This window comes from Massilia sp. CFBP9012 (assembly GCF_034045115.1).
Taxonomy (GTDB): Bacteria; Pseudomonadota; Gammaproteobacteria; order Burkholderiales; family Burkholderiaceae_D; genus Telluria.
On record NZ_JAXCWM010000003.1, the window covers coordinates 59,772 to 85,310 of the forward strand.

A 25,539-nucleotide genomic window follows, 5' to 3' on the forward strand; every position below is an offset into this window, starting at 1 on the left:
GAGAACACTATGAATCGACCATATCTGGGCGCGGCTTGCCGCCCCCTCATGACGCTGGGCCTCGTGGCCATGCTGGGCGCGGGCCTGGCGGCATGCCAGTCGCCCGAGCAGCGGCGAGCCATTCATCTCGCCGAGGACACCGGCACCTGCGCCGATTTCGGCGCGCGCCAGGGTTCGCGCGCATACACCGAGTGCATGCTCTCGCAGCAAACCCGGCGCGACAACGAAAAGCTCAATGCGCTCGAGCGCCAGCGCATCTCGACCCAGAACAGCAAGGACAGCCTCGAGATGGTGCGCAAGATCGAGTGCGACCGCGAGGCCAGGAAAGAGCGCGAAGCGGGCCTGCGGCCGCGCCGCTGCGACTGACGAATCAGATTCCTAGCGCAGCATATCGATGTGCATGATGCCGTCTTCGTCATACGGTTCCGAGACGGTCTGGAAGCCGAAGCTGGCGTAGAAGCGCTCCAGGTATTGCTGGGCGCCGATGCGGATGCGGTGGGCGGGATACAGCGCCTCGGCCTGGCGGATGCCCTCGCCGATCAGGGCGCGGCCGGCGCCGATGCCGCGCGCGGCTGGGGTGGTGATCACGCGGCCGATCGACATCTCGTCGTACTTGGCGCCCGGGGCCAGCACGCGCAGGTAGGCGGCCAGGCTGCGCTTGCCATCGACGGTGCGCCAGCCCAGCAGGTGGTGGGCATCGAGGTCCTGGCCGTCGATGTCGGGATACAGGCAGGTCTGTTCGAGGATGAAGACGTTCTGGCGCTGGGCCAGCACTTCATGCAGGTCGAACGGAGAAAGGTCGGCGAAGCGCGAGAATTGCCAGTCGATCAGGCTAGGAGTGGTCATGGATGCGAAGCGATGGTTGTGAAGTGTGTGGCGGATGCTTATTCGGCGGCGGTCTCGTAACCCTCGAGCACATTGACCGTGTGGATGCCCAGTTCGGGACTGGCGTTGCCGCCCTCGAACACGAAGGCCGTCGGCAGGCCGAGGTGGGCGATGCGTTCGCCGATGCGCAGGAAGTCGCCGCCCTGCAGGCCGAAGCGCGGATCTGGTCCCTGCGCGGCCATATCGACGCCGAGCGAGACCACCAGCGCCTGCGGCCGGGTCATGGAAATCTTGAGACAGGCGCTTTCCAGCGCCGCGAACCAGGCGCCGCTGCCGCAGCCGGGCGCCAGCGGGATGTTCATCGTGTAGCCGGCGCCGGCGCCGCTGCCGGTTTCGTCGGCGTGACCCAGGTAGAACGGATAGGCGACGCGCGGGTCGGCGTGAATCGAGACGAACAGCACGTCGTTGCGGTGATAAAAAATGCTCTGGGTGCCGTTGCCGTGGTGGTAGTCGAGGTCGAGGATGGCAACCCGCTCCAGGCCGTCGTCCAGCAGGTGCTGGGCCGCCAGCGCGGCATTGTTCAAAAAGCAGGCGCCGCCGAAGAAATCGCTGCCGGCATGGTGGCCGGGTGGGCGCGTGAGCGCGAAGGTACCGCGCTCGCCGCGTTGCAGGGCGTGGGCTGCGTTGACGGCGCAGTCGGCGCCGGTCTTGGCCGCGATCCAGGTGCCGCCCGTGAGCGGGGTGCCGGCGTCCATCGAATACAGGCCGAGGCGGGCGCTGAAATTCTCGGGTTCGACATCGGCGCGCAGCGTGCGCACCGGCCACACTGCCGGGAAGGCGTCCTTGCCGGCATTGCGCGGATCGAGACCGATCCACTCGCTCCAGGCATTGCGCAGGAAATGCAGGTAGCGCGGGGTGTGCACCCGCTCGAGCGTCATGAGCGGCACGCCGTGCGGCGTGACGATGGCGCCCAGGCCGCGCCGCTCGCATTCCTTCAGCACGATGGCGACGCGCTCGGGTTTTTCGGAACAAGGCGCCAGCTCGCCGCGCTCGAGCGCGACGTGGCCGCGGCCGTCATGCTGGGCATGGTGTTCGTTGTAAAACGTGAGCAAGTGGTCCTCGCGGCTGCGGATTCGATCGGCGCCGCGATTGGCGCCTATCTCAGTTGTTGGAGCATAGCTTACTGCTGTTATACGCCGCAACAAAGTCGTCGAAGCTGCCGGTGTCCATCGCTTCGATGCTCACCTGCTCGGCGTGCGAGCCGGCCGCCATCTCGTCGAACAGCGCTTCCTCGGCCGGCATCAGGGGGCTGTCGCGGAAGGTGGCCGCATGCAGGCGGCTCTGCTGCAGGCCGAAGGCCGCGGCCGAGCCGAGCGCGCGCACTTCTTCCAGCACCCGCGCCGACGGGGTGAGCGATGGATCCTCGATCTTCGCCTTCTGCCTGGCCAGCGAAGCCTGGTGCACGTCGCCTTCGTTATGCCCGTCGTCCAGCAGCTGGGCCACCGGGCGGATGCGCTCGATCAGTTCCAGCGCCCATTCCTTCAACGGCACTTCGAGGCCGTCGCGGGTCAGGGTCAGGTCGGGGCGGCGCCCTTCCTTGACCGTGCGCGCGAAGTTACGCGCGTGCAGCTGGCTGTCGTGGGCGCTGATCAGGGGGCTTTCTTCGAGCGCGCAGAACAGCAGGAAGGCGTCCAGGAAGCGGCCGGTGTCCAGGGCGATGCCGACCGGCTCGAACGGATCGACGTCGAGGCAGCGCACCTCGATGTACTGCACGCCGCGGTTGCACAGGGCTTGCACCGGACGCTCGCCGGTGCGGATCACGCGCTTGGGACGGATGGTCGAGTAATACTCGTTCTCGATCTGCAGCACATTGGTCGACAGCTGGATCCATTCGCCGTCCTTCTGCGTGCCCAGTTTCGCGTAGGGCTCGTAGGGACGGTTGACCGCATCCATCAGGCTCGTGACATAGCTCTCCAGGCTGTTCTCGTGCGGACGCAGGCCGGACTGGGCGTCGTTCTGGTAACCCAGGTCGCTCATGCGCAGGCTGGTCGCGTACGGCAGGTACAGGGTGTCGTCGGACAGCGTCTCGAGATTGTGCTCGCGGCTGCGCAGGAAGCTGGTGGTCAGCGCAGGCGTCGCGCCGAACAGGTACATCAGCAGCCAGGAATAGCGGCGGAAGTTGCGGATCATCGCGATATAGCTTTCCGACTGGAAGTCGCGCAGCGCGTGGCGGCGTTCCTCGGCGATCCCTTCTTCTTGCGCGAACAGCTGCCACAATTGTTCCGGCAGCGAATAGTTATAGTGGATGCCGGCGATGCATTGCATCGCCTTGCCATAGCGCAGCGCCAGGCCGCGCCGGTACACGTGCTTGAGCATGCCGATATTCGACTTGCCGTACCAGGCGATCTCGATATCTTCCTCGGGCGGCAGTTCGCCCGGCATCGACACGCCCCACAACATCTCGTCGCCCAGCTTGGCATAGGCGTAGCGGTGAATCGCATCGAGGCGGTGCAGCGCCAGCGCGATGTCGTGCTCGGCCGGCGTGATGAATTCCAGCAGCGCCTCGGCGTAGTCGGTCGTGATGTGCGGGTGCGTCAGGGCCGAACCGAGTGCCGGGGAGTGCGGGGTGCGCGCCAGCTGGCCCGCCGCGTCGACCCGCAGGGTTTCGCGCTCGATGCCGCGCAAGCCCTGGCCCAGCAAGGCGCGGTGGTCGTCGTCGTCGAGCAGTGCCAGGCGGCGGTTGAATTGGTTCGACACAGTGTTTCCTTTCTTATACTGCCAGTTCGGTTGGTGCAGAGATTAACCGAAAATCGGACTGCGCGTTCGGGCGCCCCTCATTCAAGCAAAGGCGCAAGCCAGGGCGGCGCGCTGAAGGACTTGCGGGCCGGCGCCGGCGCCGGTGGGGCAGGCGGCTCGAAATCGGGCGATGGACCGGGGTCGTAGCCGGGCGGCAGTTCGCCGTCGAGCACGAAGTCGAATTCGAAGGCCGGTTCCCAGGTCGATACCGGTTCGGATGCGGCATTGAATGCGGCGTCGCCGTCGCCGTCGGCGTTTGCTCTGGCCGCGGCCTGCGGCGCATTGGCGCGCGTCGCCGGATCCTTCTCGGCCGCGAGCCAGCGGCCCATGCGGCGTTCCAGTTCGGCCAGCGGCAGCGCGCCGCCGCCGAGCAGGGCGTCGTGGAAGCGGCGCAGGTCGAACAGCTTGCCCAGCGTGGCGCGCGCCTGGGTGCGCAGCGCCAGGATGCGCAGCTGGCCGATCTTGTAGCCCAGCGCCTGGCCCGGGCGCGCGATGTAGCGGTCGACCTCGGCCTCGTTGTCGCCCGGCGGATTGGCGGTATGCGTGTTCAGGTAGTCGAGCGCCTGCTGGCGCGTCCAGCCGAGCGAATGGATGCCGGTGTCGACCACCAGGCGCGCGGCGCGGAACATCTCTTCGTTGAGGTGGCCGAACAGCGAGAACGGATCCTGGAACAGGCCGAGCTCGGGGCCCAGGCTCTCGGCATAGGTGGCCCAGCCTTCGCCGTAGGCGTCGTACCAGCCGTTGCGCCGGAACGCCGGCAGCGCGAGTTCCTGGGCGCGCGCCACCTGCAGGTGGTGGCCGGGCACGCCCTCGTGCAGGGCCACGGTGTCGACCTGCCAGATCGGGCGCGCGTTCAGGCGCGCCGTGTCGACCACCAGCGCGGCGGTGCGCGCCGCGCTGCCGGCCTCGTAATAGGCGGCCGGCTGGCCAGCGCCATCGCCGCCCATCGGCTTGACCACGATGCCCGCCGCCGGAATCACGGTCGCGACGCGGCCCAGCCGCCCCTGGGCCAGCGCCAGGGTGCGCCGGTAGCGGTCGAGCAGGGCCGCCGCGTCGACAAAGAACAGGCGCCGGTCGCTGCGCGCGAAGACGATGAATTCGGCGAAGCCGCCGCGAAAGCCCGTGCGCGGGATCAGGCCCTCGATCTCGGCGCGCAGGCGCGCCACTTCTTGCCGGCCGAGTGCATGCACCTGGGCCGGGGTCATCGCGGTGGTGGTGCTGTCCTTCACCAGCTGGGCGTACCACGCCGGGCCGCCCGGCAGCGCCGCGGCGCCGATGCTGTCGCGCGCGGTCGGAACGTAGTCCTGGCGCAGGAAGTCCTCGAGCTTGCGCAGGGCGGGCGCCGCCTGCTGTTCCAGGGCCGCCTTGCCGGCCGCGCGCAACTGGTCGCGCACCTCGGGGACGATGGTCGCCGGGATGCGCTGGAACGGCGCGCCGAGCGCACCGTCGGCGATTTTTTCGCGCAGCGCGCGCAAGGCATCCGGCACCGGCGCGATGGCGGTCCTGGGGATCGTCCAGCCGGCCTGTTTGCCGGCGCGCAGCTGTTCGATCAGGCCGTCGACATGAGCCGGCAGCGCCTGCAGGCGCGCCAGATAGGTGAGGTAGTCGGCGTCGTTCGCGAACGGCATCTGCGCGACCAGGCGCGGCAGCCGCACCTGCAGGCCATCGTAGGCGGTGATCGGGAGCGGATCGAAAGGACGCAGCGCGCCGGCGGCGATCAGGCGCTCCTTGTCGGCCACGAACAGGTCGTACGACACCTGGTCTTCGCCGTCCAGCTGCGCGCGGTCGATTTTCTGCGCCGCCGCCAGCATGGCGCGTTCGTGCCCGAGCGCCCCCGCGCGTCCCGCCAGCGAGGTGTCGCTCAAGAACGCGTTGTAGCGATGCTCGCCCAGGGCGGTGGCCTTCTCGGGCGCATGGCGCAACTGCCATTGCCAGTCGCGCTCGTAGAGCCGGGCGGCCAGCACGGACGGCTGCACGGGTGACTGCTCAGCGGACGCATCCTGGGTGACAGCAGGCGGCGCGGGCGGTATCACCGCAGCGGCGCCGCCATGCAGCGGCGCGAGCAGGACGAGGGAGGCGAACAGGATGCGCATGCATGCTCCGGAATCAGGACTGGTCATTTTAACAAGCCCATCCCGAGGGGTGCGCGCCCTAGGCACTGCGGCGGCCTCCGCTGACCCGCTCGATGCCGGCCAGGTCGCGCCAGCTCTGCACCTCGCCGTAGCCGCCTGCGGTCAACAGGCCGCGCACCGCCTCGGCCTGGTCGTAGCCATGCTCGAGCAGCAGCCAGCCGCCGGGTTCCAGGTGCGCGGCGGCGCCATCGGCGATGGTGCGCAGGTCGGACAGGCCGTCGGCATGGTCGGTGAGGGCGTCGATCGGCTCGAAGCGCAGGTCGCCCTCGTCCAAGTGGCGGTCGCCGGCCACGATATACGGCGGGTTCGAGACGATCAGGTGGAAGCGCTCGGCGCCGAGCGCTTGATACCAGTCGCTGCGCAGGAAACGCACGCGCGCGTCGTTGGCGGCGGCATTGGCGCGCGCGACGGCCAGCGCTTCTTCGCTGACGTCGAGCGCCGTGACGTCGGCATCTAGCCGCGTATAGGCGATGGCGACGGCGATCGCGCCGCTGCCGGTGCCCATGTCGAGCACGCGCTGTTGCGGCGCCAGGCGCTCCAGCGCGAGTTCGACGAGCAATTCGGTGTCCGGACGCGGGATCAGCACCGCCGGCGTCACCGTGAACGGCAGCCCGAAGAACTCGCGCTCGCCGACGATGTAGGCGATCGGTTCGCCGTCCAGGCGGCGCCGCACCAGCGCTTCCAACTGCGCCGCTTCTTCAGGCGTGAGCACGCGTTCCGATTGCGTGATCAGGGCCACGCGCGGCAGGCGCAGCGCATGGCATAGCAGGATGCGGTTTTCGAGCGGATCGAGCGGCAGCGACAGCCGCACCTGCCCGAGGGTGGCGCCGGCCTCGATCATGCCCGCTTGGCGCGGGAGTGGCGCAGCAGCGTCCAGCCGAGCAGCACGGTCAGCACCACGAACCAGACCGCCGACCATTGCGGGATCGCCAGGCCGAGGATGGTGTCGGTCGCGCCTTCGCACAGGCCGTCGGCGCGGAACAGCCACGGCAGGTATTCGGCGGTGGGGATCTTGTTGAGCATCGTCTCCATCGGATCGATGCCGCACGAGAAGCCGGGATTGGCGATCACATACAGGTGCTTGCCGACCGTGACCAGGCCGCCGAAGGCTGCCAGCAGGGCCAGGATCGTGGCTGCGCGCACCTTGCCGCCGATGGCGCCGACCAGGGCGCACACGCCGATGGCGAGGAACATATAGCGCTGGATCACGCACAGCGGGCAGGGCCGCATTTCCATGCTGTGCTGCAGATAGAGGGCGACGGCGATCAGCGCGAACGAGATCGACGAGATGGCGAACAGGATCTGGCGGTTGGTGGGCATGGATTTTTCTCGATGTGGACCGGTGCGGATGCGCTTCCAGTGATCTTCGGACCCGTCGTTCCCGCGCAGGCGGGAACCCAAGTTCGCCAGCGCATCGACTGCGGTAGATGACGATGGCGACGCGAATCAACTTGGGTTCCCGCCTGCGCGGGAACGACGTGCTTAGGCCAGCGTATGACGCGGGCGCCAACGGGAGGCAGGCATGCGCTTATTTTCGCATAAACGTTGCTAGCGACGCTTCGCCATTTTCAATCTGGCAACTTAACAATGACTTAAGTCACTCAGTTGCGTCAATCAGTCACCGAGCGCAGCCAGCAATTCGGCCTGGTGTTCCTGCGCCAGCGCTTCGGTCAGCTCCTTCAGGTCGCCGTCCATGATGAAGTCGAGCTTGTACAGGGTCAGGTTGATGCGGTGGTCGGTCAGGCGGCCCTGCGGGAAGTTGTAGGTGCGGATGCGCTCGCTGCGGTCGCCCGAGCCGATCAGGCTCTTGCGGGTGGCCGCTTCCTTCGACTGCTGCTCGCGCAGCTGGGCGTCCTTCAGGCGCGCGGCCAGCACCTTCATGGCCGAGGCCTTGTTCTTGTGCTGGCTGCGGTCGTCCTGGCATTCCACCACCAGGCCGGTCGGCAAGTGGGTGATGCGCACCGCGGAGTCGGTTTTATTGATGTGCTGGCCGCCGGCGCCGGAGGCGCGGTAGGTGTCGATGCGCAGGTCGGCCGGGTTGATGTCGACGTCCTCGACTTCATCCGCCTCGGGCATTACCGCCACCGTGCAGGCCGAGGTGTGGATGCGGCCCTGCGTTTCGGTGGCCGGCACCCGTTGCACGCGGTGGCCGCCCGACTCGAACTTGAGCTTCGAATAGGCGCCGTTGCCGACCAGGCGCACGATGACTTCGCGATAGCCGCCCAGGTCGGACGGCGACTCGGACACCATCTCGACCTGCCAGCGATTGCGCTCGGCGAAACGGGTGTACATGCGCAGCAGGTCGCCGGCGAACAGGGCCGACTCGTCGCCGCCGGTGCCGGCGCGGATCTCGAGGAAGATATTGCGCTCGTCGTTGGCGTCCTTCGGCAGCAGCATTTTCTGCAGCTCGAGCTCCAGGCCCGCCATGCGTTCTTTCGCGGCTTCGATTTCTTCCTGGGCGAAGTCCTTCATGTCGGGATCCTGCAGCAGCTCGCGGGCCGCCTCGGTATCCCCGAGCGCCCCCTGGTACTGGCGGTACACGTCGACCAGCGGCGCCAGTTCGGCGCGTTCGCGCGACATCTTGCGGTAGCTGTCCATGTTCGCGGTGGCGCCTTCGCTCATCAGGAGTTCATCCAGCTCGACGAGGCGGTTGGCGAGTTGGTCCAGCTTGAACAGCATGGAAGGTTTCATGGGCAGTCTCGGTATGAAGATGGTCGGATGGCCGCGGGAAGGGCCGGGTTGCGCGGGTTTGCGCGAGCTGGCGCGCATGGCGGGCGGGGCCGCCGGGAGAATCGGGCGCTAACGGCGGCCGCGGAACAGCTGCGGCAGCAGAGTGGCCAGGCGCGCGCGGTCGTCGCCCTCAGCCTGGTGCAGGGCCTGTTGCGGGCCGTGCAGGAACTTGGCGGTGAGGCCCTTGGACAGCGCTTCGAGCACGGCTTCGGCATCGTCGCCGCGCGCCAGCATCTTGCGCGCGCGTTCCAGCTCGGCCTGGCGCAAGGCCTCGCCCGATTCGTGCAGGTCGCGGATCACCGGCACCACGGCGCGGTCGCCCACCCAGTGCATGAAGGACTGGACCCGGGTCTCGATGATGGCTTCGGCCTGGCGCACGGCGGCCTGGCGGCTTTCCATGCCGGTCTGCACCACCTGGGCCAGATCGTCGACCGTGTACAGGAACACGTCGTCCAGGCGCGCGACTTCGGGTTCGATATCGCGCGGCACGGCCAGGTCGACCATGAACATCGGGCGGTGGCGGCGCGCCTTGACGGCGCGTTCGACCAGGCCCAGGCCGATCAGCGGCAGGGTCGAGGCGGTGCACGAGATGACGATGTCAAATTGCTGCAGATTGTCCGGCAGGTCGGCCAGGCGGATCGCGCGGCCGTTGTAGCGGGTGGCCAGCGCCTCGCCGCGCTCCATGGTGCGGTTGGCGATGGTGACCGATTTCGGGTTCTGGGCCGCGAAGTGGGCCGCGCACAGCTCGATCATCTCGCCGGCGCCGATGAACAGCACGTGCTGGTCGGCGATGCGGTCGAAGATGCGGTGCGCCAGGCGTACCGCGGCGGCGGCCATCGACACACTGTGGGCGCCGATCTCGGTGGTAGTGCGTACTTCCTTCGCGACCGCGAAGGTGCGCTGGAACATCTGGTGCAGATAGGTGCCCAGGCCGCCGGCGGCGTCGGCGGTGCGCACCGCATCCTTCATCTGGCCCAGGATCTGCGGCTCGCCCAGCACCATCGAATCCAGGCCCGAAGCGACGCGGAAGGCGTGGCGCACGGCGTCGTCCTGCGGCAGCAGGTAGAGGTGGGGGCGCAGCTCGGCGTAGTTGAGTGCGTGATAATGCGCCAGGAACTGGGCGGAAGCGTCCAGCGGATCAGGCAGCTTGATCGCCGCATACATCTCGGTGCGGTTGCAGGTCGAGAGGATCGCCGCCTCTTCGCCGCCGGTGGAACCCTGGCGCGCGAACCAGCCGCGCGCCGACTGCACCGCCGTGCCGATCTGGTCGGGCGCGAGCGCCAGCTGCTCGCGTAGCGAGACCGGTGCTGTGGTGTGGTTCAGGCCGACGGCAAGCAGTTGCATTTCGGGGGGAGGGCGAGGGTCAATGGACTAGCGCCATTATACCCTCTTGCCTTCAGGGTTTCAGGCGGGGCCGCCTAGGCGCCGAGCTTTTCCAGCCGATAGCCATAGCTGTAGACCGGCACAAGGCGGAAGCCGTTCTCTGGCCGCAGATGGAGTTTGTTGCGTACGCGCGAAACGTGGGTGTCCATGGTGCGCGACGGCACGTCGTTTTCGCGGACCCACACCGATTCGTGGATGTAGGCGCGCGACAGCGGGCGGCCGATATTCCTGAAGAACAGCAGCGCCAGCGAGAATTCTTTCTGGGTCACGTCGATCACCGAACCGTCCCTGAGCAGCCGTCCGGGACGGGTCTCGAAGGTGTACGGGCCGAACTGCAGCTGCTCGGCGCTGTTCTGCGACGGATAGGCGCGGCGCAGCAGGGCCGAGACGCGCGCCACCAGCTCGCCGCGGCGCAGCGGCTTGACCAGATAGTCGTCGGCGCCGGCGGTGACGCCGGCGATGATGTCGTCTTCTGCGTTATTCCCGACCAGGAACATGGTCGGCGCGGTGGACGCCAGCTTTTCCTTGGCACGGCGCAGTACTTCGGCGCCTTCCATATCGGGAACATTCCAGTCCATCACCAGCATGTCGGCACTGTCCTTGCGTAACTGTCCTAATAGTTCCTTGGCGCTGTCATACGATTGACAGCTGTGGCCAGCAGCGCTGAGGACCTGGCAAATCAGGTCAGCTTGGGGACGGTCTTGCTCCAGGACGGCGATCTTCATGACGGGCGAAATGTTGTGTGGTTGCCTATGTAGGAAGATTCCTACAAAGTTAAACCAAATATATCAGACTTTCACAAAACGATGCTACTGATAAACTTCGCTTGGACACCAAAAGGTGACATTTGTACTATAAGACTGTTGTGTTAAAGGGACCACGCAGAAAATCTCCCCATAGGCGTAGACTGAAATTTATATGTCATTCAGATAATGTAGAGGGGGAAATTATGTTGTTTACACGCAAAAACATCACTGTGTCCGAGGATCGCGTGCCCGTGAGCGGCGCCGAGATCGACACCACCCGCACCCGCTGCCTGGCCCTGGTCAAGAAACGCGCCGCCATCTCGGCGGCGGTGGCCGCGGTGCCGGTGCCCGGCCTCGACCTGCTGGCCGACATCACGGGCTTCGCCGCCCTGGTCGACCAGATCAATGCCGAATTCGGCCTGACCCAGAAGCAGATCGAGCGCCTGCATCCGCGCATGCGCGTGATCGCCTACAAGGCGGCGGCCTCGGTAGGCGGCATGCTGGTCGGCAAACTGGTGACGCGCGGGGCGGTGGCGCGCCTGTTCCGGGTCGTGGCCGGCCGGATGGCGGTCAAGACCACGGCCAAGATGGTGCCGCTGGCCGGCCAGATCGCGTCGGCGGCGATCGGCTATACGCTGTTCAAGCGCATGGGGGCGCAGCACGTGGAAGCCTGCGTGAAGGTGGTGCAGGAGCTGGAGCGGGCCGAGTCCGCGGGCGAGGCTCCGCAGCCGGTGGAGGAGAAGGATGACACGACCGCCACGCCGGTCAATGGCGGGGCGGTCAGCGGGCCGGCGAAAGAGCCGGTGCTGGTGATGTAACGTAAGGTTGGCGGAACCTGTAGGAGGCCGAGCCTCCCACAGGTTCAAGCCACCTTCGGAAAATCGACCACCGTATCGTTGATCCGGTTGAACAGATTCGTCAGGGTGATCGCCGTGATCGCCAGGGTGAGGTCGACGATCTGGGCGTCGCTCACGCCGGCCGCCTTCACCGCCTCGATCACGCCTGCATCCACGGTGCCGCGGGTCGTCACCAGGTGGCGCGCGAAGTCGGCCAGCGCATCTTCGCGGGCATTGCCGGTGGCCTGGCCCTGGCGCACGGCGGCCAGCGCATCGGGGGGCAGGCCGGCCATCTTGCCCATCAGGCTGTGGGCGGCCACGCAGTAGTCGCAACCGTTGACGGCGCTGACCGCCAGCTTGATGACTTCGATATCGCGCGCCGACAGCGTGGTTTTCTTGAGGCTGGCGTCCAGGGACAGCACCGATTCCAGGACCACCGGGCTGTTGCTGCCGATGTCGCGGTAGGCGTTCGGCACCTTGCCGACGGCGCCCTGGATGGCGCTGAACAGTTGGGCGGCGGCGCCGGTGGCGTCCGAGACGGGGTGGGAGGCGAGACGGGTCATGCTGAAGCTCCTTGTCAAAATATCGTTGGGTTTGCTTGGCTGGCTGTCCGATGTGTTGCAGCCATGAACCCAGTATAGGCAGGCCCATCGATACTTTGAATGCTCGCATTCAACTAAAAATTGCCCGATCGTCTCACTACTAATATGCCCGGCGCCAAAGAAAATGCCCGCACGGGGCGGGCATCGTCGGGCCAAGGGCGGCGCCGCTCAGGTATCCGGCAGCACCACGTTTACGTCCAGCACTTCCAGGTTGCCCTGGCGGTCGAGCGAGACCTTGATGTCGTCGGGATTGACCTTGACGTACTTCGAGATCACCGCGATCAGCTCCTGGTGCAGGGCCGGAAGGAAATCCGGACCGGCGCGGTTGGTCCGTTCGCGTGCGATGATGATCTGCAGGCGTTCCTTGGCGGCTGTCGCGCTCTTCTTTTTTTCGGGGAAGAGGAATGAAAGCAATGCCATATCACTTGGCTCCGAAAATGCGCTGGAATATGCCCGGCTTTTCGTAGTTGGTAAAGCGCAGCGGGCGTTCTTCGCCCAGGAAGCGCGCCACGACGTCCTCGTAGGCATCGGCCACGTCGGTGCCTTTGAAATGGATCGCCGGGTTGCCCTGGTTCGAGGCGTGCAGCACCGATTCCGATTCCGGAATGATGCCGATCAGCGGGATGCGCAGGATTTCCTGCACGTCCTGGTAAGACAGCATTTCATCCGCTTCCACGCGTTTCGGCGAGTAGCGGGTGATCAGCAGGTGTTCCTTGACCGGCTCGCTGCCGCTCTGGGCGCGGCGCGACTTGGCTTGGAGGATGCCCAGGATGCGGTCCGAGTCGCGCACCGACGAGACTTCCGGATTGGTGACCACGATCGCCTCGTCGGCGAAGGTCAGCGCCATCAGCGCGCCGTGCTCGATGCCGGCCGGCGAATCGCAGATGATGAACTCGAAGTCCATCTTGACCAGGTCGTTGAGCACGCGCTCCACGCCTTCTTCGGACAGGGCGTCCTTGTCGCGCGTCTGCGAAGCCGGCAGGATGAACAGGTTGTCGCAGTGCTTGTCCTTGATCAGCGCCTGGTTCAGGGTCGCTTCGCCGTTGACGACGTTGATCAGGTCGTAGACCACGCGGCGTTCGCAGCCCATGATCAGGTCGAGGTTACGCAGGCCGACGTCGAAGTCGATCACCGCCGTCTTGTGGCCGCGCATCGCCAGGCCGGTGGAGAAGCTGGCGCTCGAGGTCGTTTTGCCCACACCGCCCTTGCCGGACGTCACAACAATAATTCTTGCCACAAAAAAGTCCTTTACAGTATCTGTTCAGTTCGGGGATCAGGCGCGGGGTGCCGGAGCCAGCGATTGGATGTCGATCCGGTCGCCGACCAGCCGGATCTGCGTTGGCTGACGCGACAGGTCGGACGGAAAACCTTCGTCGAACGTGCGGTACACGCCGGCGATCGAGACCAGCTCCGGCTGCATCGACAGCGCGAAGATGCGGGCATCGGGGTTGCCGGAGGCGCCCGCCAGTGCGCGGCCATTGAGCGGCGCATACACGTGGATGCTGCCATCGGCGATCAATTCTGCGCCATTGTTGACCACGGCGGTGACGATCAAATCGGTGCCGCGCGCATAGATGCGCTGGCCGGCGCGCACCGGGGTGTCGATAATCATCGGCACGACGGCCGGGGCAGCGACCGCTTCCGGGGCCGGCGTCGGCGCGGGCGCCGCCGCTGCCGGAGCCGCGGGGGGCGCCGATTCGGGCGCGGCAGGGGCCGGTGGCGGGGCTGCATGGCCGCTGGCGCGTACGCCGCTCGAGCCGTCGTCCAGCGCCAGGCCCTGGGCCCGGATCGCTTCCACCATCGGCGGGCTGGCGCCGCGCACGGCGACCGCGTTCAGGCGGTATTTCTTGAGCAGCGACACCAGCGCCGCCCAGTCGAGTCCTGGCGCTTCGGGCGCGATCGCGGCCACGTCGATCACCGCGAACTCGTCCTCGAAGAAGTCCGATACGCCGCCGGTCATCTGCTCCAGCGCGGAGTCGATGGCTTCCGGGTCGGCCGAGTGCAGGATCGTGGAAATGGCAACGACCGTGGAAATCTTGATTTCGATGGGAAGCGTGGTTTTAGGCATAAAGCGGTGTAGTTGGCGTTGCGCTTGTGCATTCTACTGTGAAAATTGTAGAAAAGGACAGAAGCGCACGCATCATTCCTAACAGAAATTGAACGTTTGTCAGCAACCAAAAATTAAGTCATGCGCTAGATCAAACCCACACGATTGGCCTGTTGTTTTTGATGAATAAACTGCTAAGATTGCTGATGCTTTAACAGCAGCATGGGCTCCTCATTCCGTAACTTGAGGTTTTTATCGATCCCATGCACAAAGTCCGCCATCACAGAATGACGGGCCGAGTCCGAGGGAATTCTGAATGTTGCCGGCCGCGGCCGGCTGAACGGAGATTGAACATGGAAGACGTAGTCATCGTCGCCGCCGGTCGTACGGCCGTCGGCAAATTCGGCGGCACCCTTGCCAAGATTCCAGCCGCCGAACTGGGCGCGCAAGTGATCAAGCACCTGCTGGCCAAGACCGGCATCGCCCCCGAATCCGTCAGCGAAGTCATCATGGGCCAGGTGCTCACCGCCGGCGTGGGCCAGAATCCGGCGCGCCAGGCCGTCATCAAGGCCGGCCTGCCCGACATGGTGCCCGGCTACACCATCAACAAGGTCTGCGGCAGCGGCCTCAAGGCCACCCACCTGGCGACCCAGGCGATCCGCTGCGGCGACGCCCAGATCGTCATCGCCGGCGGGCAAGAGAACATGAGCGCCTCGCCGCACGTGCTGGCCGGCTCGCGCGACGGCTTCCGCATGGGCGACGCCAAGCTCACCGACACCATGATCGTCGACGGCCTGTGGGACGTCTACAACCAGTACCACATGGGCGTCACCGCCGAGAACGTCGCCAAGAAATATGATATTTCGCGCGCCGAGCAGGACGAATTTGCGCTGCAATCGCAGCTGAAGGCCGAAGCTGCTCAAAAAGAAGGCAAGTTCAAGGACGAGATCATCCCGGTCGAGATCGTGACCAAGAAGGGCACGACCGTCTTCGACACCGATGAATATCCAAAAGCGGGCAGCACCCTCGAGGCGCTGGCCAGCCTGCGTCCGGCGTTCAACAAAGAAGGTTCGGTCACCGCCGGTAACGCTTCCGGCATCAACGATGGCGCCGCTGCCGTGATCATGATGAGCGCGGCGAAAGCGAAAGAGCTGGGCCTGACCCCGCTGGCGCGCATCAAGGCCTATTCGTCGTCCGGCCTCGACCCGTCGATCATGGGCATGGGCCCGGTGTCGGCCTCGCAGCTGTGCCTCAAGAAGGCCGGCTGGACCCACGAAGACGTCGACCTGATGGAAATCAACGAAGCCTTCGCCGCCCAGGCCATTGCCGTCAACAAGCAGATGGGCTGGGACACGTCCAAGATCAACGTCAATGGCGGCGCGATCGCCCTGGGCCACCCGATCGGCGCTTCCGGCGCCCGCGTGCTGGTTACCCTGCTGCACGAAATGATCCGCCGCGACGCCAAGCGCGGCTTGGCGAGCCTGTGCATCGGCGGCGGCATGGGCGTGGCGCTGGCGGTCGAGCGCGACTGACGCTGGCCTGACGAGAGTAGCGACGGCCCGCCTGGCGGCGCCGTCGGTTTCAAGCAATGTGAAATGACACAATAAAACTGGAGAAGACAATGGCTCGAGTAGCATTAGTAACCGGCGGCATGGGCGGCCTGGGCGAAGCGGTGTGCATCAAGCTGGCCGCATTGGGATATCAGGTCGTCACCACTTTTTCGCCAGGCAATTCCAAGGTCGACTCCTGGCTCGGCGCCATGAAAGAGCAGGGCTATGACTTCAAGGCCTATGCCTGCGATGTGGCCGACTACGACGCCGCCCAGGAATGCGTGCGCCAGGTGATCGCCGACGTCGGCCCGATCGACGTGCTGGTCAATAACGCCGGCATCACCCGCGACATGACCTTCAAAAAGATGGACAAGGTCAACTGGGACGCCGTGATCAAGACCAACCTCGATTCAGTGTTCAATATGACCAAGCCGGTCTGCGACGGCATGGTCGAGCGCGGCTGGGGCCGCATCATCAATATCTCGTCGGTGAATGGCCAGAAGGGCGCCTTCGGCCAGACCAACTACTCGGCGGCCAAGGCCGGCATGCATGGCTTCACCAAGGCGCTGGCGCTGGAAGTGGCGCGCAAGGGCGTGACCGTCAACACCATCTCGCCGGGCTATATCGGCACCAAGATGGTGATGGACATCCCGAGCGAAGTGCTGGAAACCAAGATCATCCCGCAGATTCCGATGGGGCGCCTTGGCAAGCCAGAAGAGGTGGCGGGCCTGGTGGCGTATCTGTCGTCGGACGAGGCGGCATTCGTTACCGGCGCGAATATCGCCATCAATGGCGGGCAGCATATGTCCTGATCGTCAGGGCAGTAGCTTCAGTTCCTTAGCACGTCGTCCCCGCGCATGCAGGGACCCAAGTCTCTTGTGTAGCCACTTTGTTGTGCATAAGTGGTATGCGTGAAAACTTGGGTCCCCGCCTGCGCGGGGACGACGTTTTTTGCGCTAGCGGGACGTCATAAAATGACGGTCGATCGATCACTTATCGGAGCAACCCATGCACACCTTGCCCCACGGCGGCCTCGCCCTGTCCAGCCTCGACGAACAGCTGCTGCTCCCCGGCACCAAGGGCTTGCCGCTGCGTGAACCGCTGCGCCAGGGCGCGATCGGCGTGCAGGGCTGGAACGTATTGCGCGGCGATACGAGCTACCCGGTCGCCGTGCTCAGGGAATCGGGCCTGCGCCACAACCTGGCCTGGATGCGCGCCTTCTGCGAGCGCCACGGCGTCACCCTGGCGCCGCACGGCAAGACCACGATGAGCCCGCAGCTGTTCGGCGCGCAACTGGCCAATGGCGCCTGGGGCATCACCCTCGCGACCGCGATCCAGGTCCAGGTGGCGCACCGCTTCGGCGTGCGTCGCGTGCTGCTGGCCAACCAGCTGGTGGCGCGCAGCGATATCGACGCCGTGCTGGCCCTGCTGCATGGCGATCCGGATTTCGAGTGCATCGTGCTGGCCGATTCTCACGCCGGCGTGGCGCGCCTGGCGCAGGCGGTCGCCGCGCACAGGCTGGCGCGTCCGCTGTCGGTGCTGGTCGAGCTGGGCCTGGCCGGCAAGCGCGCCGGCTGCCGCACGTCGCAGGAAGCGATCGAGGTGGCGCGCGCTGTCGCGGCAGCCGATGGCCTGGCGCTTGCCGGCTTCGAGGGTTACGAAGGCCTGCTCGTCAGCGACGACCGCGCCGCCGACCTGCGCCAGGTCGACGATTTCCTGGCTCAACTGGTCGCCCTCGTGCGCGGCGCCGATGGCGAGGGCCTGTTTGCCGCGCCCGAGATCCTGGTGTCGGCCGGCGGCTCTTCCTATTTCGACCTGGTGGCGCGGGGTTTCCAGGGCGTGGACGGCCTGTCACGTCCGCTGCGCCCCATCCTGCGCAGCGGCTGCTACCTGACGAGCGACCATGGCATGTACCGCCGTCATATCGACGAGCTGAATGTGAGGGAAGGCGGGCAGGACGGCTTGCAGGAAGGGTTACAAGAAGGGCTACGGCCGGCGCTCGAAGTCTGGAGCATGGTCCAGTCGCGCCCCGAACCGAACCTGGCCATCCTCACCATGGGCAAGCGCGACGCTTCCTATGACGCCGATCTGCCGATCCCGCTGTACACGGCGCGCCCCGACGGCGATGCGACGCCGGCCGCGCTGCCGCCCGGCTGCACGATCTTCAAGATGAACGACCAGCATGCCTACCTGAGATTGCCGGACGGCGACCCGCTGTGCGACAGCCTGGCGGTCGGCGACCTGGTCGGCTGCGGCATCTCCCACCCCTGCACCACCTTCGACAAGTGGCCGCTGCTGCTGGCGGTCGACGACGCCTACACGGTGCGCTACGCGCTCAATACCTTCTTCTAAAAGCGGCTGTCGGTACGCTACAATCGGCTTCTTGAATCACTGCCAACAAGAGCCGCCATGCCCGTCACGCCGCCGTCGCTGTTCCCGCCGATCCAGCCCATCCGCCACGGCATGCTGGCGGTCGACGAAACGCACACGATCTACTGGGAAGAAGTCGGCAATCCGGACGGCATCCCGGTGCTGTTCCTGCACGGCGGCCCCGGCGCCGGCCTGTCGCCCCAGCACCGCCGCTTCTTCGATCCGCGCGCCTACCGCGTGATCCTGTTCGACCAGCGCGGCGCCGGCAAGTCGACGCCGCTGGGCGAGTGGCGCAACAACACGACCCAGCTCCTGATCGAGGACATCGAGCGCCTGCGCGAGCTGTTCGGCGTCAAACAGTGGCTGGTGTTCGGCGGCTCCTGGGGCTCGACCCTGGCGCTGGCCTATGGCCAGGCCCATCCCGAGCGCTGCCTGGGCTTCGTGCTGCGCGGGATCTTCCTGTGCACCCAGGCCGAGGTGGACTGGTTCATCAACGAGGTGCGCTGGTTCTATCCCGAGCTGTACGAACAATTCGTGGCCCCGATTCCGCAAGAAGAACGGCACGACCTGCTCAAAGCCTATGCGCGCCGCCTGCTGTGCCACGATCCGGATGTCTACTGGCCGGCCGCGCGCGCCTGGAGCCGCTTCGAGGGCCGGCGCGTCTTTTTGCTGCCGCAGCCCGAGGAAGTGGCGAACGATACGCTCGACCTGGGCGTCGGCCGGCTCGAATCGCACTACATGCTCAACGGCGCCTTTTTGGAAGAAGACCAGCTGCTGCGCGACCTGGCGCGCATCGCCCATCTGCCGGCGGTGATCGTGCAGGGCCGCTACGACGTGATCTGCCCGCCGCTGTCGGCCTGGCGCCTGCACACGGCGTGGCCGGGGTCGAAGCTGGAGATGATCGCCGATGCCGGCCATGGCGCGCTGGAGGCGGGGATCGCGCGCGCGCTGGTGGCGGCGACCGAGCAGTTCAAGCGGCTGCGCCGGTTTGAATGAGAAGGGGTGGGATGCTGCTGGCTGTTACACTATGCTTTAGAGGTACCAGGCACATTACAACAATTCGAAACGTGTTCTTATGAATATCCAGATCAGCGACATCGGCCACGTCATCCAGCTGGCGATCGCGCCGGTTTTCCTGCTCACCGGCGTGGCCACCAAGCTGACCGTGCTGACCAACCGGCTGGCGCGCATCATCGACCGCACGCGTGTGCTCGAGGACCGGCTCAAGGTCAGCCCCAATGCCGAGTTTTCCAGCGAACTCGAACTGCTCTACCAGCGCTCGCACCTGATCAACTTCGCGATCGCCTCCAGCACCGCCTGCGGCCTGCTGGTGTGCGTGGTCATCGCGATGCTGTTCGCGGGCGATACCACCGGCATCCCGCTCGACCAGTACATCGCCGCCTGCTTCGTGTTCGCGATGATCGCCCTGATCAGCAGCTTCGTCTATTTCTTGCGCGAGATCTTCATCGCATCGAAGTTCATGCGCATGCAGCACCAGGCCATCATGATGCTGCAATCGCCACCACCGCCGCCGCCAGCGTCGCCAACTGCGCAGCCTTGAGCGCGGCAAGAAAGAATCCCATGCACGACTACCAACGCCCTCCGACCCTGCACCGCTACGCGCTGCGCACCGAACTCGAAAACGCGCTCAAGACCGGCCAGTTCCGCCTCGAGCCCAATGGCGGCTTCCTGCACGTCGCGTTTTCCACCGTCTGGGACAAGCGCCTGTTCGACATCATCACGCCGAGCGACGCCTGCCTGGTGATCCACAATACCGAGGAATTCGGCGAACGCCTGCACCGCGCCGTGCAGCGCCTGCTGCCCAACTGGGCCGGCATCGACGGCGCCATCGAGTACGGCACCCGTTCGCCGCTGGGCGCGGCCTTCACCAAGAGCCTGGGCCAGTCGCGCGAAAAGGAATGGCAGTTCGCCTGGCGCCCGATGTCGCCCGGCGCCAGCCTGAATCCGGTGGTGGTCAGCATCGGCAGCATCGAGAGCTTCGCCGAACTGCGCGACCGCGAAAGCCACCTGGCTTGATGCGCCTTCGGGTCGTTTAGACGCACGACTCCAGAAATTCGCGGTGTAATGCCGCGATGACTACTTCCGCCTATCCCAACGCATTTCCCCAGTTATTGGCGCCGCTCGATCTCGGTTTCACCACCCTGAAGAACCGCGTGATCATGGGCTCGATGCACACCGGGCTCGAGTACCGTTTCTACAACTACGGCAAGCTGGCCGCCTTCTACCGCGAACGCGCGCGCGGCGGCGTGGGCCTGATCGTCACCGGCGGCATCTCGCCCAATCGCCAGGGCTGGCTGCTGCCCTTCGGCGGGACCCTGAACTCCCTCTTCGACGTGCCCAACCACCGGCGCGTCACGCGCGCGGTGCACGAGGAGGGCGGCAAGATCCTGATGCAGATCCTGCACGCCGGCCGCTACGGCTACCAGCCCTTCGTGGTGTCGGCGTCCAGCATCAAGTCGCCGATTTCGCGCTTCAAGCCGAAGGCCCTCACCGAGGCCGGCATCGAATCGACGATCCGAGCCTACGTGCGCTGCGCAACGCTGGCGCGTACGGCCGGCTACGACGGCGTCGAGATCATGGGCAGCGAAGGCTACCTGCTGAACCAGTTCCTGTGCGCGCGCGCCAACCGCCGTACCGATCGCTGGGGCGGGCCGATCGAGAACCGCATGCGGCTCGCCGTGGAGGTGGTGCGCCGCATCCGCGCCGCGGTCGGGCCGGATTTCATATTGATGTACCGCCATTCGGTGCTGGACCTGGTCGATGGCGGCAATACCTGGGACGAGATCGTGTTGTCCGCCAAGGCGCTGGAAGGCGCCGGCGCGACGATCCTGAACACCGGCTATGGCTGGCATGAGGCGCGCATTCCCACCATCGTCACCTCGGTGCCGCGCGCCGCCTTCGCCGAGATCGCGGGGCGCTTGCGCAAGGAAGTCGGCATTCCCGTCGTAGCCTCGAACCGGATCAATGTGCCGGCCGAGGCAGAACGCATCCTGGCGCGCGGCGACGCCGACCTGGTGTCGATGGCGCGGCCTTTCCTGGCCGACGCCGATTTCGTCGCCAAGGCCGCTGCCGGCCGCAGCGACGAGATCAATACCTGCATCGCCTGCAACCAGGCTTGCCTGGACCATACTTTCTCCAACCGGCGCGCGACCTGCCTGGTCAACCCGCGCGCCTGCTACGAAACCGAACTGGTGTTCCGCAAGGCCACCACGGTGCGCCGCATCGCGGTGGTCGGCGCCGGGCCGGCCGGCCTGTCGGCGGCAACCGTGGCGGCCGAGCGCGGGCACCAGGTGACCCTGTTCGATGGCCAGGACCGCATCGGCGGCCAGTTCAATATCGCAATGCGCATTCCGGGCAAGGAGGAATTCGCGGAAACGATCCGTTATTTTGGCCGCCGCCTCGAACTGCTGGGTGTCGACACTCGCCTGAACTGTCGGGTCACGCGCGAGCAATTGCTGGCGCAGGGTTTCGACGACGTGATCGTGGCGACCGGCATCCGCATGCGACAACCAGCGATTCCCGGCATCGACCATTCGATGGTGGCGAGCTATATCGACGTGCTCAAGGGCGGCCGTCCAATCGGTGCGCGGGTGGCGATCATCGGCGCCGGCGGCATCGGTTTCGACACCGGCGAATTCCTGGTGCACGATCCTCGGGTAGCGCTGCCGGTGCCGGCGGGGCACTGGATGAAGGAGTGGGGTGTCGACCCGGCGGTGGCCACGCCCGGCGGACTGGCGCCGCCCGTGCCACCGCATCCGCCGCGCCAGGTCTGGCTCCTGCAGCGCAAGACCACGCGGCCCGGCGCCGGCCTGGGGAAAACATCGGGCTGGGTGCACCGCGCCACGCTCGCGCGCAGTGGCGTGACCATGCTGGCCGGCGTGCAGTATGACCGCATCGACGACGCCGGCCTGCACATCACGGTCGGGGGAGAGGCGCGCCTGCTGGAGGTGGACAATGTGGTGATCTGCGCCGGGCAGGAAAGCCTGGTGGAACTGATGCCGGCCGAAGGAGACACTGCTGGACCGCGCTTCCACAAGATCGGCGGCGCGGCGCTGGCGGCGGAGCTGGATGCGAAGCGTGCGATCCGCGAAGGGGCAGAGCTGGCGGCTCGGCTTTGAGGGGGAGGGTGGTGAGCAGGCGAGCTTGGGTCCCCGCCTTCGCGGGGACGACGTTGATTAATACGGCGGACAATGATCGGCTAACACTTTAGCCAATTACCTCGAAAGGTCGTCCCCGCCCTCGCCGGGCGCCTTGGCGGGGACCCAAGTCAGCCCGAAAACCCGATCGTCCCCAGGCGCCGCAAGCGCATGGTTTACTTCTTGCGCACCACCACGCAACCGATCGAATACCCCGCGCCGAACGAGCAGATGACGCCATTGGCGCCCGCCGGCAGGTCATCCTGGTATTTGTGGAAGGCGATGATCGAGCCGGCCGACGAGGTGTTGGCATAGCTGTCCAGGATCACCGGCGCTTCGCCTGGCTCGGCATCGCGGCCCAGCAGGGTGCGCACGATCAGCAGGTTCATGTTCAGGTTGGCCTGGTGCAGCCAGTAGCGCGCGACGTCCTTCGTTTCCAGGCCGGCCGCCGTGAGCGTGTCGGCGATGGTGGCCGCCGCCATCGGGCAGACTTCCTTGAACACCTTGCGGCCCTGCTGGCGGAACAGTTTATCCGGCTGGCCGATGCCGGCTTCGTCGAAGCGGTTCATGAAGCCGAAGTTGTTGCGGATATTATTCGAGAAGCTGGTCTTGAGGCGGCTGTCGAGGATTTCCCACTGGTGCGCGCCGCTTGCCGTCTCCGCGGCCTCGATCACGATCGCGGTGCAGGCGTCGCCGAAGATGAAGTGGCTGTCGCGGTCGCGGAAGTTCAGGTGGCCGCTGGTGATTTCAGGGTTCAGCACCAGCACCGCGCGTGCGCGGCCGTTACGCACCGCATCGACCGCGGTGGCGATGCCGAAGGTGGCCGAGGAGCAGGCCACGTTCATGTCGAAGCCGAAGCCGTCGATGCCCAGCGCTTCTTGCACCTCGACCGCCATCGCCGGATAGGCGCGCTGCATATTGCTGCAGGCGACCAGCACCATGTCGATGTCCTGCGGTTCCTTGCCGGCGCGTTCGAGCGCTTCGCGCGCGGCGGCCACGCACATCTCGGCCTGCACCGAGATCTCGTCGTCGGCCCGTTCCGGGATGCGCGCCGTCATGTGGCTCGGGTCCAGGATGCCGCTCTTTTCCATCACGTAGCGCGACTTGATGCCCGACGCTTTTTCGATGAAGCCGCTGCTCGACGGTTCCAGCGCCGTTACCTCGCCCGCTGCGATTTGCGCGGCATGTTCCTGGTTGTGCAGTTCGACATAGGCGTTGAAGGCTGCCACCAGCTCGTCGTTCGAGATGGAATGCGGCGGGGTAAACAGGCCGGTGCCGCTGATGACGACAGGTTTCATATTCAGCAAACTTTCAGGGAAAATAAGCGGGGTTGTCCGCAAGATGCGCCGATTCTACACGCTCGGCGCATGCCTGGGAATCGGCTGCCGCAGGGAGCTCGCAGGGAGCTCGCAGGGAGCTTATTCGCCCTTGTGCCCTTGCTGGGCCAAGGTGGTGGAGGGCTCGGCGCGCTTGGACAGCACCACTTCCTGGCCCTTGAGGTGGCGCAGGGCCTGGGCCAGCTGGAAGTCGTCCGTGCTGCCGTAGTCGAGCGGCTTGCGGGTGCGCGCCTCGGCGAGCAGGCGCGTCTGCTCCTCGATGTCGTCCTCGCGCGTGGCCACTTCCGGGCCCGCGCCGTTCGACAGGTGGTGCCGCAGGTCGGCTTCGCGCATGCGCAGCGCATTCAGGCCGTCGCCTTCCAGCGTTTCGTCTACGGGCAAGTCGGGCACGATGCCGCGCGCCTGGATCGAGCGCCCGGCCGGGGTGTAGTAGCGCGCCGTGGTCAGCTTGACTGCGGCGTCGCGTCCGATCGGGCGGATGGTCTGCACCGAGCCCTTGCCGAAGGTCTGGCTGCCCAGGATGGCGGCGCGCTTGTAGTCCTGCAGGGCGCCGGCCACGATCTCGGAGGCCGAGGCCGAGCCGGTATTGACCAGCACGACCATCGGCAAGTTCTTGAAGCTTGGGGGCAGGGTGGCCAGCGGGTCGGCGCCGCTGCGCAGCATGTAGAACTCGGGCCGCGCATAGAAGCGCTGGCGCGAATCGGCCAATTGGCCGTTGGTCGACACGATCTCGGCGTTCTTCGGCAGGAACGCGGCGGCAACGCCGATCGCGCCCTGCAGCAGGCCGCCCGGATCGTTGCGCAGGTCGAGCACCAGGCCTTTCAGGTCCGGGTCTTCGCGGTACAGCGCCTGCAGCCTGGCGGCCATGTCGTCCACGGTCGGTTCCTGGAATTGCGCGATGCGCAGCCAGGCGTAGCCCGGCTCCACCATCTTCGCCTTGACGCTTTTTTGCACGATCTCGCGCCGCTCGATGGTGAATTCGAGCGGCTCGGGCGCGTCCTTGCGCGCGACCGTGAGCGTCACGCGCGTGCCCGGCTCGCCGCGCATGCGCTTGATGGCGTCGTCGATCGGCGTGCCCTGGACCGGGTGGCCGTCGATGCGGGTGATCAGGTCGCCCTCCTTGATGCCGGCATGGTAGGCCGGCGAATCTTCCATCGGGGTGACGATCTCGATATAGCCGTCCTCGCTCACGGCGATCTCGATGCCGACGCCGACGAAGCGGCCCTCGGTGCCCTCGCGCAGCTCGCGGTAGGCGCGCGGATCGAGGTAGGCCGAATGCGGGTCGAGCGAGGCGACCATCCCGGCGATCGCCTCGGACAGCAGGGCCTTGTCTTCTACCGGTTCGACATAGGTGGACTTGATGACACCGTAGACGTCGGCCAGCTGGCGCAACTCGGCGATCGGCATGCTGGCATCGACCGGCGGCTTGAAGGCGAGGGCGGAGAATTGCATGGTCAGGCCGACCCCGGCGATCACGCCCAAGCCGACGAGGCAGGAATTCTTGAAGGTGGAACCCATGGTGTTGATCCGTTGACGCACGCGTTGCGCACCGAACCGGCAGGCGCGAGCTTATGCCTGAGGTAGCGCAAGGCCAGTATAAACCGGTTCGTGCACGGCTGCGGGCGGCGGCGCAAAAGCTATTAACCTGGAAATACGGTGGGGGAGGGGGCGGGGAAGTTGTTGCACCCGGTCTTACGATGGTAAGTAATTGTAAGAGTAGGAGGGCGTGCGGATGAGGCAGCCTATAGTTGAACCAGTTTTTCTCTCTCTCCACTCTTGAAGTGGTCTTTGCCCGCGGCCTCCACCGCGGGCTTTTTTCTTTCCGGTCCCGTTTTCGCACATGGTGCGATCTAGTCGGCTGCCTCTGCACAGATTGTACATTCCCCCATGGGCTGCACCTGTCATCCTGTTGTCATCTCCCAACACATGCATACGCGAAAACACATGTGTGCCGTGTATCGAAAAGTAAAAATCCGTGCGCCGTCAGCGAGGTTTATTGCCTAACCGCTAGAATGATTTTTTTGCCGA

General features: G+C 65.9%; 24 protein-coding genes. 9 read left to right on the forward strand and 15 right to left on the reverse strand.

All coding sequences use genetic code 11. The annotated features are described in order from the left end of the window. Positions 1 to 9: 9 nt before the first annotated feature. Entirely contained in the window at positions 10 to 366 is a 357-nt protein-coding gene (locus SOM61_RS05215; RefSeq protein WP_320473121.1) for a hypothetical protein, read from the forward strand. 12 nt (positions 367 to 378) lie between these two features. Here SOM61_RS05215 and SOM61_RS05220 read toward each other — a convergent pair whose 3' ends face one another. The 9 genes from SOM61_RS05220 to SOM61_RS05260 form a co-directional block, all read right to left on the reverse strand. Beyond that, positions 379 to 846 carry a GNAT family N-acetyltransferase gene (locus tag SOM61_RS05220; RefSeq protein ID WP_320473122.1) on the reverse strand — a complete coding sequence of 156 codons (468 nt, stop codon included), beginning with the start codon at positions 844 to 846 and terminating at the stop codon, positions 379 to 381. Between the two features lie 38 nt (positions 847 to 884). Then, positions 885 to 1,937: a histone deacetylase family protein gene (locus SOM61_RS05225; RefSeq protein WP_320473123.1), complete on the reverse strand. Its 1,053-nt coding sequence runs from the start codon at positions 1,935 to 1,937 to the stop codon at positions 885 to 887. Between the two features lie 49 nt (positions 1,938 to 1,986). Then, positions 1,987 to 3,582 (reverse strand): glutamate--cysteine ligase, encoded by a 1,596-nt coding sequence (gene gshA / locus SOM61_RS05230; protein WP_320473124.1) that lies wholly within the window; start codon positions 3,580 to 3,582, stop codon positions 1,987 to 1,989. A 77-nt stretch (positions 3,583 to 3,659) separates the two neighbouring features. Next, complete coding sequence (locus SOM61_RS05235; RefSeq protein WP_320473125.1) at positions 3,660 to 5,714, reverse strand: DUF885 domain-containing protein; 2,055 nt, start codon at positions 5,712 to 5,714, stop codon at positions 3,660 to 3,662. 58 nt (positions 5,715 to 5,772) lie between these two features. Beyond that, positions 5,773 to 6,594, reverse strand: a complete 822-nt coding sequence (prmC, locus tag SOM61_RS05240) for a peptide chain release factor N(5)-glutamine methyltransferase (protein WP_320473126.1) — start codon at positions 6,592 to 6,594, stop codon at positions 5,773 to 5,775. After that, a complete protein-coding gene (locus SOM61_RS05245; RefSeq protein ID WP_320473127.1) occupies positions 6,591 to 7,073 on the reverse strand; it encodes a disulfide bond formation protein B in 483 nt (160 codons plus the stop codon). The genes prmC and SOM61_RS05245 overlap by 4 nt, the downstream gene beginning before the upstream one ends. Positions 7,074 to 7,367: 294 nt before the next feature. Beyond that, positions 7,368 to 8,444 (reverse strand): peptide chain release factor 1, encoded by a 1,077-nt coding sequence (gene prfA, locus SOM61_RS05250; protein ID WP_320473128.1) that lies wholly within the window; start codon positions 8,442 to 8,444, stop codon positions 7,368 to 7,370. Between the two features lie 108 nt (positions 8,445 to 8,552). After that, complete coding sequence (gene hemA, locus SOM61_RS05255; RefSeq protein ID WP_320473129.1) at positions 8,553 to 9,827, reverse strand: glutamyl-tRNA reductase; 1,275 nt, start codon at positions 9,825 to 9,827, stop codon at positions 8,553 to 8,555. Between the two features lie 74 nt (positions 9,828 to 9,901). Continuing rightward, on the reverse strand, positions 9,902 to 10,591 hold the full coding sequence (locus SOM61_RS05260) for a response regulator transcription factor (protein ID WP_123070088.1): 690 nt from the start codon (positions 10,589 to 10,591) through the stop codon (positions 9,902 to 9,904). 224 nt (positions 10,592 to 10,815) lie between these two features. Here SOM61_RS05260 and SOM61_RS05265 point away from each other — a divergent pair, with 224 nt between their 5' ends. After that, the gene (locus SOM61_RS05265) at positions 10,816 to 11,430 is read left to right on the forward strand and encodes a hypothetical protein (RefSeq protein ID WP_320473130.1); all 615 of its coding nucleotides are present in this window, start codon (positions 10,816 to 10,818) and stop codon (positions 11,428 to 11,430) included. A gap of 44 nt (positions 11,431 to 11,474) precedes the next feature. Here the strand turns inward: SOM61_RS05265 and SOM61_RS05270 are convergent, their stop codons facing one another. The 4 genes from SOM61_RS05270 to minC all read right to left on the reverse strand — a co-directional run bounded on the left by SOM61_RS05270 (position 11,475) and on the right by minC (position 14,118). After that, a complete protein-coding gene (locus SOM61_RS05270; RefSeq protein ID WP_320473131.1) occupies positions 11,475 to 12,011 on the reverse strand; it encodes a carboxymuconolactone decarboxylase family protein in 537 nt (178 codons plus the stop codon). Positions 12,012 to 12,218: 207 nt separating this feature from the next. Continuing rightward, complete coding sequence (minE, locus tag SOM61_RS05275; protein WP_005663943.1) at positions 12,219 to 12,470, reverse strand: cell division topological specificity factor MinE; 252 nt, start codon at positions 12,468 to 12,470, stop codon at positions 12,219 to 12,221. 1 nt (position 12,471) lies between these two features. Next, positions 12,472 to 13,287, reverse strand: coding sequence for a septum site-determining protein MinD (gene minD, locus SOM61_RS05280; RefSeq protein ID WP_123070085.1), 816 nt, complete (start codon positions 13,285 to 13,287; stop codon positions 12,472 to 12,474). A 36-nt stretch (positions 13,288 to 13,323) separates the two neighbouring features. Then, a complete protein-coding gene (gene minC / locus SOM61_RS05285; RefSeq protein ID WP_320473132.1) occupies positions 13,324 to 14,118 on the reverse strand; it encodes a septum site-determining protein MinC in 795 nt (264 codons plus the stop codon). A gap of 332 nt (positions 14,119 to 14,450) precedes the next feature. Here minC and SOM61_RS05290 point away from each other — a divergent pair, with 332 nt between their 5' ends. From SOM61_RS05290 to SOM61_RS05320, 7 genes are all read left to right on the forward strand, one after another. Next, positions 14,451 to 15,629, forward strand: a complete 1,179-nt coding sequence (locus SOM61_RS05290; RefSeq protein WP_320473133.1) for an acetyl-CoA C-acetyltransferase — start codon at positions 14,451 to 14,453, stop codon at positions 15,627 to 15,629. A gap of 89 nt (positions 15,630 to 15,718) precedes the next feature. Further along, a complete protein-coding gene (phbB, locus tag SOM61_RS05295) occupies positions 15,719 to 16,459 on the forward strand; it encodes an acetoacetyl-CoA reductase (protein WP_320473134.1) in 741 nt (246 codons plus the stop codon). A gap of 196 nt (positions 16,460 to 16,655) precedes the next feature. Further along, a complete protein-coding gene (locus tag SOM61_RS05300; protein ID WP_320473135.1) occupies positions 16,656 to 17,999 on the forward strand; it encodes an amino acid deaminase in 1,344 nt (447 codons plus the stop codon). A gap of 57 nt (positions 18,000 to 18,056) precedes the next feature. Further along, on the forward strand, positions 18,057 to 19,013 hold the full coding sequence (gene pip / locus SOM61_RS05305; RefSeq protein ID WP_320473136.1) for a prolyl aminopeptidase: 957 nt from the start codon (positions 18,057 to 18,059) through the stop codon (positions 19,011 to 19,013). 79 nt (positions 19,014 to 19,092) lie between these two features. Continuing rightward, complete coding sequence (locus tag SOM61_RS05310; protein ID WP_320473137.1) at positions 19,093 to 19,578, forward strand: DUF2721 domain-containing protein; 486 nt, start codon at positions 19,093 to 19,095, stop codon at positions 19,576 to 19,578. Between the two features lie 20 nt (positions 19,579 to 19,598). After that, a complete protein-coding gene (locus SOM61_RS05315; protein WP_320473138.1) occupies positions 19,599 to 20,054 on the forward strand; it encodes a hypothetical protein in 456 nt (151 codons plus the stop codon). Between the two features lie 56 nt (positions 20,055 to 20,110). Further along, a complete protein-coding gene (locus tag SOM61_RS05320) occupies positions 20,111 to 22,156 on the forward strand; it encodes an NADPH-dependent 2,4-dienoyl-CoA reductase (protein ID WP_320473139.1) in 2,046 nt (681 codons plus the stop codon). A 194-nt stretch (positions 22,157 to 22,350) separates the two neighbouring features. Here the strand turns inward: SOM61_RS05320 and SOM61_RS05325 are convergent, their stop codons facing one another. Beyond that, entirely contained in the window at positions 22,351 to 23,472 is a 1,122-nt protein-coding gene (locus tag SOM61_RS05325) for a beta-ketoacyl-ACP synthase III (RefSeq protein WP_320473140.1), read from the reverse strand. A gap of 120 nt (positions 23,473 to 23,592) precedes the next feature. Next, a complete protein-coding gene (locus tag SOM61_RS05330) occupies positions 23,593 to 25,029 on the reverse strand; it encodes a S41 family peptidase (protein ID WP_320473141.1) in 1,437 nt (478 codons plus the stop codon). Positions 25,030 to 25,539 lie beyond the last annotated feature (510 nt).

Coding starts and splice junctions, on each gene's coding strand:
- minC (WP_320473132.1), bottom strand. CDS start 14,118: ATGCCTAAAACCACGCTTCCCATCGAAATCAAGATTTCCACGGTCGTT.
- SOM61_RS05265 (WP_320473130.1), top strand. CDS start 10,816: ATGTTGTTTACACGCAAAAACATCACTGTGTCCGAGGATCGCGTGCCC.
- prmC (WP_320473126.1), bottom strand. CDS start 6,594: ATGATCGAGGCCGGCGCCACCCTCGGGCAGGTGCGGCTGTCGCTGCCG.
- SOM61_RS05220 (WP_320473122.1), bottom strand. CDS start 846: ATGACCACTCCTAGCCTGATCGACTGGCAATTCTCGCGCTTCGCCGAC.
- hemA (WP_320473129.1), bottom strand. CDS start 9,827: ATGCAACTGCTTGCCGTCGGCCTGAACCACACCACAGCACCGGTCTCG.
- SOM61_RS05260 (WP_123070088.1), bottom strand. CDS start 10,591: ATGAAGATCGCCGTCCTGGAGCAAGACCGTCCCCAAGCTGACCTGATT.
- SOM61_RS05300 (WP_320473135.1), top strand. CDS start 16,656: ATGCACACCTTGCCCCACGGCGGCCTCGCCCTGTCCAGCCTCGACGAA.
- prfA (WP_320473128.1), bottom strand. CDS start 8,444: ATGAAACCTTCCATGCTGTTCAAGCTGGACCAACTCGCCAACCGCCTC.
- SOM61_RS05270 (WP_320473131.1), bottom strand. CDS start 12,011: ATGACCCGTCTCGCCTCCCACCCCGTCTCGGACGCCACCGGCGCCGCC.
- SOM61_RS05310 (WP_320473137.1), top strand. CDS start 19,093: ATGAATATCCAGATCAGCGACATCGGCCACGTCATCCAGCTGGCGATC.
- SOM61_RS05235 (WP_320473125.1), bottom strand. CDS start 5,714: ATGCGCATCCTGTTCGCCTCCCTCGTCCTGCTCGCGCCGCTGCATGGC.
- SOM61_RS05320 (WP_320473139.1), top strand. CDS start 20,111: ATGACTACTTCCGCCTATCCCAACGCATTTCCCCAGTTATTGGCGCCG.
- phbB (WP_320473134.1), top strand. CDS start 15,719: ATGGCTCGAGTAGCATTAGTAACCGGCGGCATGGGCGGCCTGGGCGAA.
- SOM61_RS05215 (WP_320473121.1), top strand. CDS start 10: ATGAATCGACCATATCTGGGCGCGGCTTGCCGCCCCCTCATGACGCTG.
- SOM61_RS05325 (WP_320473140.1), bottom strand. CDS start 23,472: ATGAAACCTGTCGTCATCAGCGGCACCGGCCTGTTTACCCCGCCGCAT.
- SOM61_RS05315 (WP_320473138.1), top strand. CDS start 19,599: ATGCACGACTACCAACGCCCTCCGACCCTGCACCGCTACGCGCTGCGC.
- pip (WP_320473136.1), top strand. CDS start 18,057: ATGCCCGTCACGCCGCCGTCGCTGTTCCCGCCGATCCAGCCCATCCGC.
- SOM61_RS05290 (WP_320473133.1), top strand. CDS start 14,451: ATGGAAGACGTAGTCATCGTCGCCGCCGGTCGTACGGCCGTCGGCAAA.
- SOM61_RS05330 (WP_320473141.1), bottom strand. CDS start 25,029: ATGGGTTCCACCTTCAAGAATTCCTGCCTCGTCGGCTTGGGCGTGATC.
- minE (WP_005663943.1), bottom strand. CDS start 12,470: ATGGCATTGCTTTCATTCCTCTTCCCCGAAAAAAAGAAGAGCGCGACA.
- SOM61_RS05245 (WP_320473127.1), bottom strand. CDS start 7,073: ATGCCCACCAACCGCCAGATCCTGTTCGCCATCTCGTCGATCTCGTTC.